General features: G+C 64.6%; 18 protein-coding genes. 1 reads left to right on the top strand and 17 read right to left on the bottom strand.

Annotation, left to right across the window (positions count from 1 at the left end; all coding sequences use genetic code 11):
• Positions 1–793 precede the first annotated feature (793 nt).
• On the top strand, positions 794–1,564 hold the full coding sequence (locus JQ566_RS26890) for a response regulator transcription factor (RefSeq protein WP_027572769.1): 771 nt from the start codon (positions 794–796) through the stop codon (positions 1,562–1,564).
• Between the two features lie 183 nt (positions 1,565–1,747).
• On the opposite strand, the gene JQ566_RS26885 is transcribed toward JQ566_RS26890, so the two are convergent.
• The 17 genes from JQ566_RS26885 to JQ566_RS26805 form a co-directional block, all read right to left on the bottom strand.
• Positions 1,748–2,206, bottom strand: a complete 459-nt coding sequence (locus JQ566_RS26885) for a hypothetical protein (RefSeq protein ID WP_212378014.1) — start codon at positions 2,204–2,206, stop codon at positions 1,748–1,750.
• Positions 2,203–2,715, bottom strand: a complete 513-nt coding sequence (locus JQ566_RS26880; RefSeq protein ID WP_212378012.1) for a flagellar biosynthesis protein FlgN — start codon at positions 2,713–2,715, stop codon at positions 2,203–2,205. The genes JQ566_RS26885 and JQ566_RS26880 overlap by 4 nt, the downstream gene beginning before the upstream one ends.
• Before the next feature lie 42 nt (positions 2,716–2,757).
• Positions 2,758–3,234 (bottom strand): rod-binding protein, encoded by a 477-nt coding sequence (locus JQ566_RS26875; RefSeq protein ID WP_212378010.1) that lies wholly within the window; start codon positions 3,232–3,234, stop codon positions 2,758–2,760.
• Positions 3,231–3,650, bottom strand: a complete 420-nt coding sequence (locus JQ566_RS26870; protein WP_212378008.1) for a hypothetical protein — start codon at positions 3,648–3,650, stop codon at positions 3,231–3,233. Before JQ566_RS26870 ends, JQ566_RS26875 begins: the two co-directional genes overlap by 4 nt.
• Positions 3,651–3,656: 6 nt before the next feature.
• Complete coding sequence (gene fliR / locus JQ566_RS26865) at positions 3,657–4,409, bottom strand: flagellar biosynthesis protein FliR (RefSeq protein WP_212378006.1); 753 nt, start codon at positions 4,407–4,409, stop codon at positions 3,657–3,659.
• Positions 4,406–6,487 (bottom strand): flagellar biosynthesis protein FlhA, encoded by a 2,082-nt coding sequence (gene flhA / locus JQ566_RS26860; RefSeq protein ID WP_212378004.1) that lies wholly within the window; start codon positions 6,485–6,487, stop codon positions 4,406–4,408. Before flhA ends, fliR begins: the two co-directional genes overlap by 4 nt.
• 75 nt (positions 6,488–6,562) lie before the next feature.
• On the bottom strand, positions 6,563–6,829 hold the full coding sequence (fliQ, locus tag JQ566_RS26855; RefSeq protein ID WP_027572776.1) for a flagellar biosynthesis protein FliQ: 267 nt from the start codon (positions 6,827–6,829) through the stop codon (positions 6,563–6,565).
• Complete coding sequence (flgD, locus tag JQ566_RS26850) at positions 6,826–7,248, bottom strand: flagellar hook assembly protein FlgD (protein ID WP_212378002.1); 423 nt, start codon at positions 7,246–7,248, stop codon at positions 6,826–6,828. Before flgD ends, fliQ begins: the two co-directional genes overlap by 4 nt.
• 15 nt (positions 7,249–7,263) lie before the next feature.
• The gene (gene flbT / locus JQ566_RS26845; RefSeq protein WP_212378224.1) at positions 7,264–7,674 is read right to left on the bottom strand and encodes a flagellar biosynthesis repressor FlbT; all 411 of its coding nucleotides are present in this window, start codon (positions 7,672–7,674) and stop codon (positions 7,264–7,266) included.
• Complete coding sequence (gene flaF, locus JQ566_RS26840) at positions 7,674–8,018, bottom strand: flagellar biosynthesis regulator FlaF (protein WP_212378000.1); 345 nt, start codon at positions 8,016–8,018, stop codon at positions 7,674–7,676. Before flaF ends, flbT begins: the two co-directional genes overlap by 1 nt.
• Positions 8,019–8,073: 55 nt before the next feature.
• On the bottom strand, positions 8,074–9,120 hold the full coding sequence (locus JQ566_RS26835) for a flagellar hook-associated family protein (RefSeq protein WP_212377998.1): 1,047 nt from the start codon (positions 9,118–9,120) through the stop codon (positions 8,074–8,076).
• Positions 9,121–9,123: 3 nt separating this feature from the next.
• Positions 9,124–10,599, bottom strand: a complete 1,476-nt coding sequence (gene flgK / locus JQ566_RS26830; RefSeq protein ID WP_212377996.1) for a flagellar hook-associated protein FlgK — start codon at positions 10,597–10,599, stop codon at positions 9,124–9,126.
• A 34-nt stretch (positions 10,600–10,633) separates the two neighbouring features.
• Complete coding sequence (locus tag JQ566_RS26825) at positions 10,634–11,866, bottom strand: flagellar hook protein FlgE (protein ID WP_212377994.1); 1,233 nt, start codon at positions 11,864–11,866, stop codon at positions 10,634–10,636.
• Positions 11,867–11,956: 90 nt separating this feature from the next.
• Positions 11,957–12,538 (bottom strand): transglycosylase SLT domain-containing protein, encoded by a 582-nt coding sequence (locus JQ566_RS26820; RefSeq protein ID WP_212377992.1) that lies wholly within the window; start codon positions 12,536–12,538, stop codon positions 11,957–11,959.
• Positions 12,489–13,841, bottom strand: coding sequence for a flagellar hook-length control protein FliK (gene fliK, locus JQ566_RS26815; RefSeq protein WP_212377990.1), 1,353 nt, complete (start codon positions 13,839–13,841; stop codon positions 12,489–12,491). Before fliK ends, JQ566_RS26820 begins: the two co-directional genes overlap by 50 nt.
• Positions 13,838–15,019, bottom strand: coding sequence for a chemotaxis protein (locus tag JQ566_RS26810; protein WP_212377988.1), 1,182 nt, complete (start codon positions 15,017–15,019; stop codon positions 13,838–13,840). The genes fliK and JQ566_RS26810 overlap by 4 nt, the downstream gene beginning before the upstream one ends.
• On the bottom strand, positions 15,016–16,329 hold the full coding sequence (locus JQ566_RS26805; protein ID WP_212377986.1) for a MotB family protein: 1,314 nt from the start codon (positions 16,327–16,329) through the stop codon (positions 15,016–15,018). Before JQ566_RS26805 ends, JQ566_RS26810 begins: the two co-directional genes overlap by 4 nt.
• Between the last annotated feature and the right edge of the window lie 2 nt (positions 16,330–16,331).

Genomic DNA, 16,331 nt, shown 5'->3' with positions numbered 1-16,331 from the left:
GACGTTATTTGCCGAAGCTTGCCTGAAACGTGCGCATCGGAAACTTTTCATCGCGCGAGATGCGACGCCGCATGAGTCAATCGGAGTCGATCCGCGTCATACACGTGGCGATAGTGCGACTCGAAAGACACACACTCGCCAAGATTTCACCAAGCTGGAGTCGCTGCGCCGAGCGTGAGTCGAATTGTCGCATGTGGAAAAGCGAGTGCCGGAGTCAATCCGGGGTTGAAAACCCCTCAATGTGCATGACTCGGAGCACCACCCAAAATAGCTGTAATTGTACGGGGATGCGGAACTATACAGCCGCTACGGTGCAAAACTAGTTTAAAATCCAAATCAACTGATGCGATTGAATACATCAAGAAACAACCCGAAACGAATCAACAGCATCAAGCACGCGTAGCAATCGCTTTCTTACGCACGCTTGATCGGAAATCGGCAATTGTTACGGTCCTACTCAAGTGATTCTCGCCAGTTGGCGAGGAGATCGACACAGTTCAGCAGTGTTCGGACGCGATGAGCAACTTGGCGCAACTGTTCTAGGTCGTTTCTCAATCCGCTCCGCGAGGTGATCCGTAAGACACCCGCCGAGCCTCACGCAGTAAGCGTTTCAGTATCGAGTTGAAGTAACAGGCCTGCGAGACGCAGGCACTGAATGCGTAGGGCTGCCCGCGAATATCGAAACCATAACAACGGTTCGCGGGATGGAATGTCGTCAAACAGCATCGTTGCCGAGCCGGGCATCACAACAACCAACCGGCCGCAACAAGTGCGAAACAGGGGCGAAAGACTGATGTATATTATCGTTGATGATCGCGAGAGCGTCGCGAACAGCTACGTCGGAGGGCTGGTTCGCGAAGGCGTATCGTCGATCGGCTTCTCCTCCGGAGAATTCTGGGACTGGCTGCAATCTGCGAGTGAATCGGATCTGGCGGCGGTAGACGCCTTTCTGCTCGGGGATTGCGATGCCCGCGGAAGCCTGCCGCGGGCGATGCGCAAGCGCTCCTCGGCGCCCATCATCGCCATGAGCGGCCAGAAGATGCTCAAGAACACGCTGGAGCTGTTCGAATCGGGCGTCGACGACGTCGTGCACGTGCCGATTCACCTGCGCGAGATCCTCGCCCGAACGGCCGCAATCGCGCGCCGCCGGGTGGGCGAGCTGCCGAGGCCCTGCGAGAGCAGGATCCAGGTCTTCTTCAACGGCCGTGACCCCGAGATCGCGGGCCACGCCCTCACCCTGCCCCGCCGCGAACTGCGCATTCTCGAATATATGGTCGCCAACCACGGCAAGTGGATCACCAAGACGCAGATCTTCAACGCGGTCTACGGTATCTTCGAGTCCACCTTCGACGAGAGCGTGATCGAGAGTCACGTCAGCAAGCTGCGCAAGAAGCTCCGCGACCGCCTCGGCTTCGACGCGATCGTGGCCCGGCGTTACGTCGGATACCGCCTCAACATCCCCGCCGGCGAGACCCTCGACGAGCCGGTGCAGGAGCTCGACGACGTCGGCATCCTCCTGAACAGGGCGCATGCCGCCCCGGCGGCATATCCGGCCGGAAACTGACGGCAAGACACTGCCACGAAACCGGCAACGGCCTCTGCGAACACTTTTGCAGAGGCCGTTGTACTTTCAGCGGCAGAGACGGCAGGGCACATGCCTGCATTGGCGACGCAACCGTCGTGGCGCCGGCCTCAGGTGGCGATTGGGCACGATCCTTCCGGAAACAGTATTTCCGAACGACCTGCTCTACGGCTTCTGCTGGAATTCTTCCTTGGACACGTAGTTGAAGTCCTCGACCAGGACGTCCTGGACGATGTCAGCCTGCATCCGTTCATTGACGCGCTGCTTGATCGCCGTCGTCAGAATGGAGAGGTCGTAACGGGCGAGCTTCCTGAAGTCGAGACGCTCGTCGGCATAGATCCTGCGGAAGGCCTCATCGACGACGAACGGCTCCGGCGGAACGTTCAGCTGGTGCATGGTCCGCGCCTCCACGGTGTAGACGAAGCGCGCGACGATGTAGCCCTGCACATTGCCGTTCTCGACCATGGGCACGCTCAGGGCCCGCGTCTTCTGATATTGCAGCCCGTCGAGGTATTCGTCCTTCGCCGGCAGCAGGCTGCCGTTCTCCTTCCAATAGGCGACGGCATAGCTCGTGCCCGCGGTGAGGATGCATACCCAGAGTCCGGCCAGCACCAGTCTGATCATTTTCCGTCCTGAGCTGCGCGACCGGTATAGGTGCCGTCCGACTCGGCTTCCTTGATCGCCTTGACGATGATGCCCGCGACCTCGCGCACCGCGTCGTAGTGCATTTCCAGGATGGAACGATTCCGCTCGAGCTTCTCCCGTAGCCGCTGAATCTCCTCGGTGATCTCGACTTCGCCGCCGAGGTGCATCCGCGCCCGCATCAGGCGGACGAACTCGAGCATGCTCCGGCTCTTCCGGGCGCTGAACTCGTCGAAATCGATCTTCTGCCCCGCCGCGAGCGCGACCGTCTCCTCCTCGACGATACCCGCGAGCCGGCGGATTGCGGCCAGGAGGCCACGCACCTCGTCCGACCTCACCGCATTCGCAGCGTCGGCCATCGCCTTGCCATTCGCGATCGGCAGCAGGACGGGCAGCAGCGCATCGCCTGCTGCCGCTTCCGTCGTCATCACCTCGGTCTCCGCGACCACCTGGTCTATCGCCATGGCCGCCGCGCCTTCTGGTACCTGCATCGGAAATTCACCCCTCAACTTCTGTCACTCGTTCGTGGATCGTCATTCGGCCTTCCCTGCGGCGCCCGGTCCGGCCGGATGTGCGGCGGCGAGCTGCTTGGCGATGCCAATGCCCTTGCCCTTTGCCAGCTGGTTGCCGAGCTGCTCTGCAAGCATCGACTTCCAGACGCCGCCAGCCGTGCCCTTGCCAAAGACCTCCTCCGACTCCTTCGGCAACATCGTCTCGACGAAGGTCTGGAGGATGAAGGCTTCGAACTTGCGGTAGACCTCGCCGGATGCCGGCGCCTTGATCACCTGCACCGGCGCTCCGTTCACTGCACCCGACTGCGCTTCGGCGACCTTCGCCGCGGATTGATCGGCAGCCGCCGCGGCCCTGCCGACCTCCGCCTCCATCGTGGCGGCGAAATCGGCGTCCGACGATTTCAGCGCGTCGAGCTTCGCGGTCGCCGCCCGCTGCGTCACGGGATCGGCGGCTTCGAGGACATCGAGAACGAGGTCGGGCGTCGCTGTCACGATCATGTCTTGTTCCGGTTGGCTGGCTGTGGCGTCCACGCTTGCACGGTAAGGCTCGTTCCCGTCATTTCCTCGAGCGAGCGCTTCTCGGCGTCGCGAAGCTTGTCCGCGAGCGCGGCCTTCGCGACCTCCTCGAGCTGCTTCACGCGGCGGCTCTCGCGGCGAACCTGGTCGAGCTGTAGCGAGGCCTGCTCCTTCACGGCGCGCGCGCCGACGCTCGTCCTGTTGAGCCGCCGCGCGATCGATTCGCTCGATGATCCCGCCGGCGGCCTTCCATCGTTCAGGGCTCCGACCAACCATTCCTGCTCGTCCTGCAGGCTGCGCTCCTGCTGCCGCAATTGCGCGAGCTGCCATTCGGACAGCCGGAGCTGGAGCTTCACGAGGGAGACCATCCGGCCGAGCTTGTCCGCGCGCGACGCCATGACCGATCACTCCGCCAGCCACGACGAGACGCCCAGCATGAACTGCGTCAGCAGCTCGTCGCTGGTGAGGTAGAGCAGCAGGAAGCCGCCGAACAGCACGAAGGGCACCGAGATGAAATAGACCGGAATTGCCGGCGTCAGCTTGTTGATCAGCCCGACTGCCAGGTTGACGATGACGGAGTAGACGATGAAGGGGCTGGTGATCCGCAGCGTCAGCACGAACGCTTCCGACAGGCGGCCGACGAGCAGCTCGAGCGCCATGTTGCCGCCGAGCCTGTTGCCGGGATGCCAGACGTCGTAGGAGTTCATCAGCCCGCGCAGCACCTGCCAATGCTGGTCGGTCATGAAGAACAGCGTGGTGACGGCCGCCATGATCAGCGGCACCAGGGCCGGCGCCGGATCGGTATCGCCGACCGGTGTGCCCGGGATGTTGCTCAGCCCGATCGCGCTCGCCATCATGGTCGCCATGGTCTGGAGGGCGAGGAAGAACACGCGCCCGCCGAGCCCGATGACGCTGCCGACCACGAGCTCGGAGCAGATCAGGAGGGCCAGCGTCAGCGGCGCCGCGTTGTCCGTGATCGGTTTCAGGACCGAGACGAGGATCGGCGTCAGTGCAAACGTCGTGACCAGCGCGACGAACAGGCGCACCTGGGGCGGAACGTTGACGCTGGAATAGCCGGGCACCAGCATCAGGCAGGCACCGATACGGCAGAACACGATAAACGTCACCAGCACGCTGTCGGCGAGCCCAGAGATCACGATATGGCTCCGAGTGCCCTGATCTCGGCGCTGCGCGCGACTTCGACATGCGACAGGATCGGCAAAGTCGGGAACACCCGCTCCAGGATCATCCGGACATAGGGCCGCGCTTCCGGCGTCACCGCCAGCACCACGCTGGTGCCGTTCTCGGTGAACTTGCGGATCACGGCGCTGGCTTCGGTCGCGAACTGCTCGATCAGGCGCGGGTCGGCGTCGAACTCGACGACGTCGCCCTTGGCGTCGCGCTTCAGGCTTTGGTGGAAAGCGAGGTCCCAGCGGTTGCCGAGACGGACCACGTTGAGGACGCCATTGTCGGAGAGGTCGCCGCAGATCTGCTGGGCAAGCCGCGTGCGCACATGCTCTGCGACCTGCTCGGAGCGCCGCACATGGGGCGCTATCTCGGCAATCGCCTCGAGGATCAGATGGAGGTTACGGATCGACACGCGCTCGGCCAGCAGGATCTTCAGGATCGCCAGCAGGCCCGAATAGGAGATCTGCGAAGGGCAGAGATCCTCGACCAGGCGCTTGTATTCGGGATCGAGCCGCTCGAGCAGGGCGCGCATGTCCTTGTAGGACAGCAGCTGGGCGAGGTTCGCCCTGATCACCTCGCTCAAGTGCGTGAGCAGCACCGACAGGTTGTCGACCGGCTTGCAGCCCTGTCGCTTGACTTCGTCGGTGAAGGCTTCAGTCACCCACAGCGCCTTCATGCCGAAGGCGGGTTCGATCACCTCGTCGCCCGGCACGTCGGGCTTGCCGTCCTTGTCGACCAGCACCAGTACCTCGCCGAGCCTGAGCTCGCCATGGGCGACGCGCGTGTCGTGAATCCGGATCTGGTAGCTCTTGGGGTCGATCGACAGATTGTCGGTGAGCTTGATCTCGGGAATGACGAATCCGTACTGCTTGGCGAACTTCTTGCGGATCTTGGCCACACGGTGGGCAAGCTCGGTGCGCGAGCCCAGGAGATGGACCGAAAGGTGGCCGCCGAGCGCCAGCTCGATCTCGGCGGTCTTGAGCTGCTCCTTCACCGATTCCTTGGCCTCGGCCTGGGCGCGCTCGTCGGCCTTGGATGCCGCCTCCTTGCGCTCCCGCGCCGCCTGCCGCCTCGGCAGCGAGTAGCCGACGAAGGCCATGACACCCCCAAGCAGCACGAACGGCGCCATCGGCAGCCCCGGCATCAGGGCGAGCACGAACATCATCAGCGCGGCAGCCGACACCGCGCGCGGATAGCCGCCGAGCTGCCGCAGCACCGCCTGCTCGGCCGAGCCCCTGGTGCCGCCCTTGGAGACCAGGAGGCCCGCCGACAGCGACACGATCAGAGCCGGCATCTGCGACACCAGACCATCGCCGACGGAGAGCTTGGTATAGACGTCGGCGGCGCGGGACAGCGTCAATCCGTGATGGGTGACGCCGATGACGATGCCGCCGAAGATGTTGATCGCGGTAATGAGGAGGCCGGCAATGGCGTCGCCGCGGACGAATTTCGAGGCGCCGTCCATGGCGCCGAAGAACGCGCTCTCCTCTTCGAGCTCGCGCCGCCGGCGCTGGGCTTCCTTGTCGTCGATCAGGCCTGCGGACAGGTCCGCGTCGATCGCCATCTGCTTGCCGGGGATGGCGTCCAAGGTGAAACGGGCGCCGACTTCGGCGATGCGCGTCGCACCCTTGGTGATCACGACGAAATTCACCGTAACGAGGATCGCGAAGATGATCAGGCCGATGACGAAGTCGCCGCCCATGACGAACTTCGAGAAGCCGGCAACGACGTGGCCCGCGGCCTGTTCGCCCTCCCCGCCCCGCGACAGGATCAGTCGCGTCGTCGCGATGTTCAGCGCCAGGCGCAGGATCGTCGCGATCAGCAGCACGGTCGGGAAGGCCGAGAAGTCGAGCGGCCGCTGAATCCACAGCGCGACCATCAGGATCAGCGCCGAAAGTGCGATCGAGAACGCGAGGCCGAGATCGATCAGGATCGGAGGAATCGGCAGGAACAGGATCGTGAGCATGGTCACGATGCCGCCAGCGAAGAAGGCATCCGCCCCGAGGCGGCGCGGATTGGGCAGGCTAGCAGCTAACGTATCGGCCATGGGTCACCGGCAGAGGGGTCCACCCGTAATCTGCCGCGCAAAGCTTACGCGAGGGTGGTGCCGGGACTGTCCGGATCAGAAGCCGTGTTCGATCCGCGAATAGACCATCTCGGTGAAGGTCGACAGATGCGCGCCGATGAAGGAGCCGGAGACCGCAACGACCAGGAGAATGACGATGATCTTCGGAACGAAGGTCAGCGTCACCTCCTGGATCTGGGTCAGGGCCTGGATCAGCGCGATGACGGTGCCGACCAGCATCGCGGCGCCGACCGCGGGCCCGGAGGCGACGATGATGGTCCAGATCGCCGCCTGGACGATATCGAGGGCGTCCCGCTCGTTCATGACTGGCTGATCGTGAGCCCCGGTCCGACCGCGACCTTCGTGCCGTCCTGAAGGGTCGCGATGGAGCCGTCGCTGTTGATGGAGACCGAGACGACCTTGCCGCTGAAGGTGGCACCGGTCGAGTCGGTGAAGCTGACCGTCTTCCCGATCAGCCCGTTGGCCTGCGACAGGGACTGCGAGGACAGCAGCGCGTCCAGCTTCGAATTCGTCTGCATCGCCTGCTCGACCGTCGAGAGCTGGGCGAACTGGCTCATATATTGCGAGGTATCCATCGGATTGGTCGGATCCTGGTTCTTCATCTCGGCGACGAGGAGCTGAAGAAACGTGTTGTAGTCCACGCTGTTGCTCGACGTCGCCGAGGTGGTGCCTGTCGAGCTGGACGACTTGCCGGTCGTGTCGGTCGCGCTGTTGACGTTCATCTAGCCTCTCCGCTGTCAGGCAGCCTCGAATGGGGAAACGGTGGCGGCGCCGGCCAAGATGGCCTGCTCCACCGGGAACAAGGCCCGAATCCGCTTGAGCGCCTCGAAGTAGCGGGTCGCGCCGACCAGTTCGTCGATCGCGCCGAGTCCATCCAGCATCTCGCGGTTCTCGCACACCGCAGACAGGGCTGCGTGATGCTGCGCGTAGAGCACCGCAGCGTCGCGGACGTCGGTCGGGTTCATCAGCATGAGCTGGACGATGAAATAGAGCTGCCGCAGCGCCGTGGTGGCGTCGGAAGCCTGCATGACCTGCCCTTCGAGCAGGAACATCACGTCGTTCACGAGCTCGACGGAGACCTTGCGGTCCACGCGGAGCACCGCACCGTTGATGTAGATCCGTTCACCCGCCCGCAAGGAGATCTTCATCAAAGCGCGTCTCGGATCAGGCGGTTGATTTCGATGAGCTGCACCACGTCGTCCGATCTCTCCTCGCGAAGGCGATCGGCCTCCTTGACGACCCACAGGCCGATCGAGATGATGTCGGCGCGCAGCTTGTCCGGAAGCCCGTTTTCCGGGTGCGCGAGATCCTCGATGAAGATCGTCCACAGCCGCCGCACATAGAGCAGGCTCTCGACCAGATCCTCGAGACTGAAACGCCCCTTCTGGATCCGCTCGAGCCGGTCGATGCCGAGGCTGAGCGCCTGCCGCTCGCGGCTTCGCGCCTCATAGCCACTTTCGTCAACGACCGCTTCATAGGCTTCAAACGTCATCAGGACCACTCTTCGCAGGAGACCGAACAACTGGACAAAGGTTACGAGCCCCGGCTCAGAGGTAATTGATGAGGCTGATCTGCTGGAGCTGCGAGGTCAGCGCCAGCGCCGTCTTGATCTGGGTCTGCAAGGTGTTGACCCGGACCGAGGCCTCGGTCGGGTCGACCTTCTCGATACCGACGATCTGATTGTTCAGGATGTCCTGCTGCGTCTTGAGCTTGGCGGTTGCGGTGGTGACCCGCTGCTGGACCGTGCCGACGCTGCCGCCGAGCGCAGCGAGGTCGTTGATGGCGTTGCCGACAAGGCCGATGGCCTTGTCCACGACGACCTGGAACGTCTCCTGGCTCAGGTTCACATTCCCGAGATCGGCCATCATGGTGTAGGCCTCCGCGAGCTTGCGGAAGCCGGCCTCGTTGGCGCTGACGGACGTATCGGCGATCTCGGTCGTCGAGATGCGGCTTTGCATGGTCTGGTCGGTGGCCGACGACCAGTTGGTGTTCCAGGCCGGGCTGGCAAACTCGGCATCGAACGTGGTGTCGAGGAAGGTCTGCATCTGGGCCGGAGTAATGGTGCCCACAGCGGGCGAGGATTGCGGGAAGCCGAAGCTCGCGAGAAAATCCGCATCGACCTGGTTCTTGCTGGCCGAGCCCGCGGCGTACGGCGTGATCGGCGCGTTCTGCGTGTTGATGCCCGAGAACAGCGACGAGCCGTTATAGGAGACATTCAACGCGCCAATCAGATCCTGGAGATTGGAGGCTGCAGGCGGCAGGATGACCCGCCCGCCGCCGTCGGTGCTGCGGGCCGCGATCAGATCCTTGAGGAAGTCGGTCGCGGTCTTGTTGAGCTGGGTGATGCGGTTCTGCGTCACGTCCAGGCGTCCCGCAACGAGCCCGTTGGTATCGACGAGTTGATCGGCGAAGCTCCAGTCAGCCCGCAGCGTCAGGTCGCTTCCCGTCGTGGCACCGAGCTCGAGGCCGACATCGGCGAAGCGGCCGGTGGTCGCCTCGGTCGAGGCCTTGCTCAGCGCCGCCTGGTTGCTCGTGATCGAATACCTCAACGACGAGGACAACATCAGGGTGGAAATGTAGTTCGCGCTCATCATGACTTAATTCCCCACGGCAGCGAGCAGGCTCTGCAGCATTTCATCGACGGTCGAAATGATCTTTGACGAGGCCGAATAGGTGCGCTCGACCTGGAGCATCAACGCCATCTCGTCGTCCATGTTGACGCCGTTGACGTTCGACAACGCCGTGATGCTGCGGTTGAGCAGCGTGTTCTGGTACTCGGAGTTGTCGTTGGCGGTCTTGCGCTGGTTTTCGATCCAGCTCGCCGACGACGACGCGAAGTCGATCAGGCTGCCGCTTGGCTTGCCTTGCGTGGTTGCATCGAACGGCTGCGAAGCATCCATGCCGCCGATGAGCTGCTGCAGCCGGACCGAATAGCCGCCGTTGCCCGCGGTGTTGTATCGGTAGGCGGGGTTGCCGTTGATCGCGCCGTCGCGCAGCAGATTGGGGTTGCCGCCCTGGGCCGGATCGACCGATGCGGCGACCGAGATCGTGCCGGCGAGGCCCACCGAGACGGTCGCGCTCGCCGGCATCGCCGGCGCGCCGGGATAGGTGAAGAGACCGGGGACGTCGGGCAGCGCCGCGGCCGTCTGATCGCTTTCCCTGAAAGTGTTGATCAGGCCGCGCGCGATTTCGTCGAGCTGGCTCTGATAGGTGACGGTGTCCTGATCACGCAGCTGAGCGAGGCCGGCGAGCTTGCCCGACTTCAGCGGCATCACCGAATTGGCGCCGGTCACGGGGACGCCGTCGATGTAGACGGCATTGCCCGTGGTGCCCGCGGTGTAGATATTCGTCGGCGCAAAGCTCACCGTCCGCGCCGTTTTGTCGAACAGCACGACGCCACTGTCGGCGTAGAGCGCCGCGTCGCCGTTGGGGCGGATCGACATCGAGACGCCGAGCTCCTGCGACAGCTTCGAGACGATGTTGTCACGCTGGTCGAGGTAGTCGGTGATGTCGTCGCCGGAGATCGTGCCCTTCACGATCGCGGTGTTCACGGTCTCGAACTGGGAGAGCAGCTGGTTGATGTTCTGAACCGACGTCTTCATGTCGGCATCCGCGCTCTCACGGACCGACTGCACGGTCCGGGTCGCCTGGTTGAGCGCGGCGGCCATGTCCTTGGCGGACGTAACGGCCGCCTGCGCCAGCGTGGTGTTGTCGGGGGCGTTGGCGTATTTCTGCAACGCCTGCTTGAGCGCATTGAGCTGCGCCGTCGGCGACTGGTCGAGCTCGGGATCGTCCACGGTCGATGCCGCGATCTTCTGGAGACCGTCATAGACCACGCTTTGCTTGGCGGACGCCGAGGTCGCGGTCAGGACGTTGGTGAACAGGCCGCCGCTCGCGGCGCGCTGGATCGCCGCGACATAGACACCGGCATTCGGCAGATTGTCCAGCACGGCGATCTTGCGCGAATAGCCGGCAGCGCTGGCACCGGCGATGTTGCGCGAGATCGTCGAGGACTGGATGCCCGACGCCATGAGCGAAGCGCGGGCGGAGTCGAGGGCGGCGGTAAGGGACATGGTTTGCTCTTGCCCGGAATGGGCGCTGAAGAATTCAACGCTTCAAGTTGACGACGACGTCGAGCAGGTCGGCACCGGTCTGGAACGATTTCGAGTTGGCGGTGAAGCCGCGCTGGGCCTCGATCATCCCGGTGAGCTCGTCCGCGAGATCGACGTTGGAATCTTCCAGGGCGCCGGACTGGATCGTGCCGAGCCCGCCAGTGCCGGCATTGCCGGCCTGCGCATTGCCGGAATTCATGTTGGTCGAATAGACGTTGCCCGGCTCCGGCGTCAGATTGTCGGGGCTCGCGACATCGGCGAGCATGATGGTGTAGAGCGTCCGTTGCTGGCCGTTCTTGAGGATCGCCGTCACGTGACCCGCCTCGTCGACGTCGACCTTGTCGATGGCCGAGGGAGCACTGCCGTTGACGGTCGCCTTGAAGCTGAAGTCGGTTCCGGTCTGCGTCATGTTCGACAGGTTCATGGTCAGCGCCGCACCGCCCGGCACAGTCACGGTGAGACCGGTCGGGCTTGCACCAGCCAGAGCGCCCTTGCCGGCCGCCGTGGTGTCGAAGGTGAAGGTGGTGGCGGGAGCGAGCGAGGTGCCGGTCGCGGAATCGTACACCTGGATCTGCCAGGTGTCCGAGCCGGCCGCCGTCGCGGTGTGAGACATATAGACGTCGAGCGTGACCGGCTGGCCGATATTGTTGTAGGCCACGATCGAGCTCTTCGAGGAATATGATGCCGGGCCGGGCGGACCGGCAATGACAGCCGCCTTCGGATCCAGATTGCCGGCCGTCAGCGTTCCCGCGGTCGACGGCACAGGCACCTGTGAGACCTGGGCGACGTTCACGATCTGCATTCCGGCCAGGCTATTTTGCGAGAAGTTGGTCACGAGACCGGGCTGGCCCAGAAGATAGTAGCCGGCCGCGTTGACCAGATTGCCCTGGGCGTCCGGCACGAAGGAGCCGGCGCGCGTCAGAAACTGCTGCGTATTGTTGGCGTTCGACACCACGAAGAAGCCGTTGCCCTGAACGGCGAGGTCCGTGCTCGACGTGGTGAACTGCGTATGTCCCGCGTCGCTGATGGCGTAGCGGACCGTGGTCTCGACGGCGCCGGAATCGTAATTGCCGGAGCCGCTCTTCAGGATCAGCGAGGAGAACTCCGTGGAAGCCCGCTTGTAACCGGTCGTGTTGACGTTGGCGATGTTGTCCGAGACCGTCGACAGCTTGTTGGACTGCGCAGACATGCCGGAAACGCCGGTGCGCATAACACCATACAGGCTCATGAATTGGGCTCCTTCGGTAGGTTGCAGCTACAATGGGGGGTCTTGCTTGCGCGGGGCTGATGATTGGACGCGATGCACAACTTCATGTTGTCAGGTCGTTTTCGGCTGACAGAACGAGCGCGCCTTGTCGGTCCACGCGCCGAAGCCGCTCGAGACGAGATGAGCGACGATGTGACAGACGTAGCGCTTCTGCGCCGGCTGGTTGTTGGGACCTGCATTGTAGCGGGCGACTGCCATGGTCCAGCTGCCTTCGCGCTGCTTCAGCTCCTTGAGGAAGCGCGCGGCATAGTCGACGTTCCTGGCGGGATCGAACATCGCCCGTACCGAAGCGAACTTGTCGCCGTGGTAATAGTGGTTGATCTGCATGCAACCGAGGTCGATCAACTTGATCCCCTTGCTGCGCATCGTCTCGAAATTCGCGATTGCATCATCCATGTCCTTGGCGAACACGGTCTGGCCGTCGGCACCGAGGGCGTAAGGGTGGAGCGCGCCGCGCCGACCGGTCTCGGTGAGGCCGACCGCGTAGAGAATGCCGAGCGGAATCCCGTGCTGCCGCGCCGCGCGCGCCATCTCGCGCTCGCAGGGGCGCGCAGTTTCAGCGGCGGCCAGGGCGGCGCCGGCATTAGAGATAGACAGGGCCGCGACGATGATGCGGCGCCACGTCCTGATCATGACGCGTCTCCTGGTTGAACTGGCGCTCCTGGCGGGCCTGCTTCGCGCCGCCGTCGGACTGCCCCGACGACGTGCCGGCGCCGCCGAACGTGCCTTGCGACTGCGGCGAGGACTGTTGCTGGCCCGACAGCTGCGGCTGCGATTGGCCGGAGCCGCTCTGGAATCCGTCCAGCGAGCCGTGCTGGACCGGCGCGACGTCGGCGACATAGCCCGCCGACTGCATGAGATCGCGGATCTGATCGCGCTGCTGGTCGAGCATCTGGCTCGTGTCCTTGCGCTCGGCCGCAAGCTGGACGGACACTTCGGTGCCGACGAGCCGCAGGCGCACGGTGACGTTGCCGAGCGCGGGCGGTTCGAGATTGACGGTCAGGATCTTGAGCGGCTGATCCGGCGCATTGGTCTGGGACGCTGCAAGATCCGGCACTGCGGACGCGGCCGGTGCCGAGGTCTCCTTCAGCTCGGCTACGACTGCATTGGCGACCTGTTGCGGAGCGTTGAACTGCGCTGGCGGCAGATGGGTCTCCTGCTGGACCACGGTGACCTTGGTCGTCTCGGGCAGCGCGGCCCGCGCCGAGGCCTTGGCAGCGCGCTCGACATTGGCCGTGACCGCCTCGAAGCCCGCTGGCGCCGGCATTGCGCTCGAAGCCTCCGTGCCTTGCGTCGGTGCGGACTGCGCCGCACCAGCCGCTTGCGAAGCCGCAGCCTGCGAGCGCGCAGCAGTGGGAGCGACACTGGACGGGACCGTGTCGACCGTCGCCGCCTTCGCCGCGCCCGTGGCGGCAGCCTCGCGCTTCGCGGCGAAGGACCGCTCGTCGCGCGCGGGCGCGTCCTTGTCGGCGGACTGCAATTGCATCTGCGTCTTCACGGCAGGCGCGGCTGCGATCTCCTGCCCGATTGCCACAGCAATGCCCGATTGCCCCTGGACGTCCGCCCCGGCGGCATGATCCACCGGACGTAGTTTCTCCGGCGACCTGTCGGCCTTCTTGTCGGAGGACTCCTCTGTGGACTCCGGTCCCTCGGAGGCCGCGATGCGTTCGCGCACCGTCGCGTTCTTCTGCTTCTCCTGCTCGGTCGGGTGGGCCAGACGCGTGCGCAACGTTCCGGTCTTCGCAGTCGTATCGCTGCCATCATCCCTCAATGCCTGCTTCGCGAGGTTCGAGACGGTGTGGAGCAGATCGTTGAACGACGAATTTGCCTGCGATTTGGTCCCGGCGCTCTTTGCGGAACGCGACGTCCCGCGCATGTTGAGACTCTCGGCGAGACCCGAGAAGAGCTGTCCGGAGGTTCCACTGAGCTTGGTCATGGACGGCGGTCCCTGGTAAGGAGTTCGAGTTCGCCGAGCTGCTTCTGTGCGCGCGCCAGCGTCACGGTCGATGACGCCAGATCAAGTCGCGCCGGCGTTGCCGGAGGCTTGTCGGCTGCGGCAGCGGGTCCGCCCGCGAACGGCTTGCGGACGTCGAGCGCGAGCTGCACCGTGGCATTCAGGAGGGGGATGTCGCGCTCGGGCAGCTTCGACCGGTCGAGCGCCTTCAGCTCGGCGAGACCGCCGTCATATTCGTCGGTGAGCGCCCGCGAGGCGCCGCGGAAGAAATGGGCCCGCTCGCGATCCGCCGAGGCATCCGCGCTGAGCGTCAGCGCCCGCTCGCCGGCAAGGCGGGTCACGGCCAGCCGTCCGCGCACCATCGCGGCGCGCGCGATCACGAGATACAGCTTGACGCGGCTCGTGCGATCGATCTGCTCCAGCAGGGTTGCGATCCGCGCGAAGCGGCGCTCGTCGAGCGCCAGGCTCGATTGCGTCAGGCCCGAGGAGAAGCGCTGCCAGAAATCGCCGGCATAGATCGAGTTGCGGTAATGGCGGATATAGGCCAGCGTCAGGAACTCGAACTTCTCGAAATCCTCCGCCTGCCCCACCAGCAGGATCTCGCGCCGCAGCGCCGCCTCCTCGACCAGCGTGCCGGGCAACAGCAGGCGCGCGTCGTCGAGACGCTCGATCGCGAGCGATGCCTCGGCACGTGCGAACAGCGCACCTTGAACCAGCGCGACCTGTCCGCCCAGACCTGAGGGAATCGTCCGCGGCTTGACGTCCTTGAGCAGCTCCCGCGCTTCGTCCTGACGACCCTCGACATAGGCGAGCGCGCCGTTGAACAGCCGCTCGTCGACGTTCATCTTGTCGCGCGGCAGCTTGCGGACGACTTGCGGCGCACCGCCGCTGAGCAGATAGATGACCACCGCCTGGCTGTTCTGCGGATTGCTCCACACGGCGGGATCGGCAGCGAGAAACTTCTCGCCGATCTGCCGTATCAGCGCGATGTGACTGCCATGCGCGGCGGTGTCGCCGTTGGCGATGCCGTCCTGCACCGCCTGTAACGCACGGACGAGCTCATAGGGCTCGCCGGACTGGGGCGCAGGTTGAGCAAGCGCGTGCGCCGCCGCCGTGAGCGGCAGCAGCAGCAAGGCGGCGCGGCGCAGCAGCCTGATCAAGGGCGCTTCTCCCGGATCAGGATCTCGATCCGGCGGTTCTGTGCGGCCGCCGGATCGTTCGGAAGCTTCGGCCGCCGGTCGGCGTAACCTTCGACATGCTCGATCCGCCGCGCATCGACCCCGGAGCGGACCAGCATGTAATAGGCCATCTGCGCACGAGCGGTCGACAGCCGCCAATTGTCGTAGGTCTCCGAGCGATACGGCCGATTGTCGGTATGGCCGCGGACGATGATCACGCCCTGGCGCTTCGTCAGCAGCGGCCCGATCTTGTCGATCACGCGGATCAACTCGGGCCTTGGCTCGGCCGAGCCGACCGCGAACATGCCGAAGCTCGCATCGTCGGTCAGGCTGACCAGGAGTCCTTCCTCGACCTGACGCACCTCGGCCGCCGGCCCCGCACCCGCTTTGATGTCCGACAGCGCGTCCGCGATCGCGGACTGAAGCTGCTTGAGGGTCGGCTGCTGCGTTTGCGCCGCATCGCGCGGTTCGGATTCCTTCGCCGTGTCGTTGGGACGCGCCTGCGGGGCGGTATTGGCCTGAACGCCGACCTGGCCGTTGCCCTCGCGCGAGGATTGCGTCGCCGCAGGGCCCGGCGGCAGCAGAGGCGACAGGCTTGCGGACGAGCCATCTGCGTTCGGCGCCACGCTGCCGCCGGCATCATCCGTCTTGGTCCGGCGCGGCTGCGCATCTCCCTGACTTGCGCCGGACGCGTTGTCGCGCGCGGAGGCATTCGGCTTCGGCTCGCTCTCGATGAAGCGATCGGCGTCCTTGGACGCCTGCGGCGCCAGCCTCCAATAGCCGGGGTCGAAGGGATCGCGGTAGGCATCGCCACCCTTGAGGCCCTCCTCTTCCACGGACGTCAGAGCGCCGGCGCGACGCTGGCCCGTGGACTGGTTCGCGCTATTGGCGATCTCCGCGAGCGTCGCATAGGGATCGCGGAACAGGACCTTCTCCTCATAGGAGGCCGGCTTCTCGGCGGTTGGAGAGTCACCGCGACGTTCTTCGTTCGGCCCGGCCGGCTGACGCTTGCCATCCTGGCCTTCGAGCGACGACGGCTCCTTCTTGGTGAGATCCCTGAGACCCTTCGGGGCAGGTGCGTTCTCCGCGAGCTTGATCGGGTTGAAATAGCTCGCGACCACCTGCTTCTGGTCCTGGTTGAGCGCATTGAGCAGCCACATGACCAGGAAGAATGCCATCATCGCGGTCATGAAGTCCGCATAGGCGATCTTCCAGACGCCGCCGTGGTGCGCCTCCTCGGCGAAGGCGCTGCGCCGGCGGACGATCACGATCTCATGCTTGACCTCTTCCATGG

Source organism: Bradyrhizobium sp. SZCCT0231 (assembly GCF_018130245.1).
Classification (GTDB): Bacteria; Pseudomonadota; Alphaproteobacteria; order Rhizobiales; family Xanthobacteraceae; genus Bradyrhizobium; species Bradyrhizobium japonicum_F.
The sequence above is the reverse complement of the archived record's forward strand: the minus strand, read 5'-3'. Positions and strand labels throughout refer to the sequence as shown.

Bases quoted from the DNA above. Each gene is read 5' to 3' on its own strand.
- JQ566_RS26885 (WP_212378014.1), bottom strand. From the start codon at position 2,206: ATGATCAGACTGGTGCTGGCCGGACTCTGGGTATGCATCCTCACCGCG.
- JQ566_RS26805 (WP_212377986.1), bottom strand. From the start codon at position 16,329: ATGGAAGAGGTCAAGCATGAGATCGTGATCGTCCGCCGGCGCAGCGCC.
- fliK (WP_212377990.1), bottom strand. From the start codon at position 13,841: ATGACCAAGCTCAGTGGAACCTCCGGACAGCTCTTCTCGGGTCTCGCC.
- JQ566_RS26870 (WP_212378008.1), bottom strand. From the start codon at position 3,650: ATGGCGTCGCGCGCGGACAAGCTCGGCCGGATGGTCTCCCTCGTGAAG.
- JQ566_RS26875 (WP_212378010.1), bottom strand. From the start codon at position 3,234: ATGATCGTGACAGCGACGCCCGACCTCGTTCTCGATGTCCTCGAAGCC.
- JQ566_RS26835 (WP_212377998.1), bottom strand. From the start codon at position 9,120: ATGATGAGCGCGAACTACATTTCCACCCTGATGTTGTCCTCGTCGTTG.
- flhA (WP_212378004.1), bottom strand. From the start codon at position 6,487: ATGGCCGATACGTTAGCTGCTAGCCTGCCCAATCCGCGCCGCCTCGGG.
- JQ566_RS26890 (WP_027572769.1), top strand. From the start codon at position 794: ATGTATATTATCGTTGATGATCGCGAGAGCGTCGCGAACAGCTACGTC.
- JQ566_RS26880 (WP_212378012.1), bottom strand. From the start codon at position 2,715: ATGCAGGTACCAGAAGGCGCGGCGGCCATGGCGATAGACCAGGTGGTC.
- flaF (WP_212378000.1), bottom strand. From the start codon at position 8,018: ATGACGTTTGAAGCCTATGAAGCGGTCGTTGACGAAAGTGGCTATGAG.
- JQ566_RS26825 (WP_212377994.1), bottom strand. From the start codon at position 11,866: ATGAGCCTGTATGGTGTTATGCGCACCGGCGTTTCCGGCATGTCTGCG.
- flgD (WP_212378002.1), bottom strand. From the start codon at position 7,248: ATGAACGTCAACAGCGCGACCGACACGACCGGCAAGTCGTCCAGCTCG.
- JQ566_RS26820 (WP_212377992.1), bottom strand. From the start codon at position 12,538: ATGATCAGGACGTGGCGCCGCATCATCGTCGCGGCCCTGTCTATCTCT.
- fliQ (WP_027572776.1), bottom strand. From the start codon at position 6,829: ATGAACGAGCGGGACGCCCTCGATATCGTCCAGGCGGCGATCTGGACC.
- flgK (WP_212377996.1), bottom strand. From the start codon at position 10,599: ATGTCCCTTACCGCCGCCCTCGACTCCGCCCGCGCTTCGCTCATGGCG.
- flbT (WP_212378224.1), bottom strand. From the start codon at position 7,674: ATGAAGATCTCCTTGCGGGCGGGTGAACGGATCTACATCAACGGTGCG.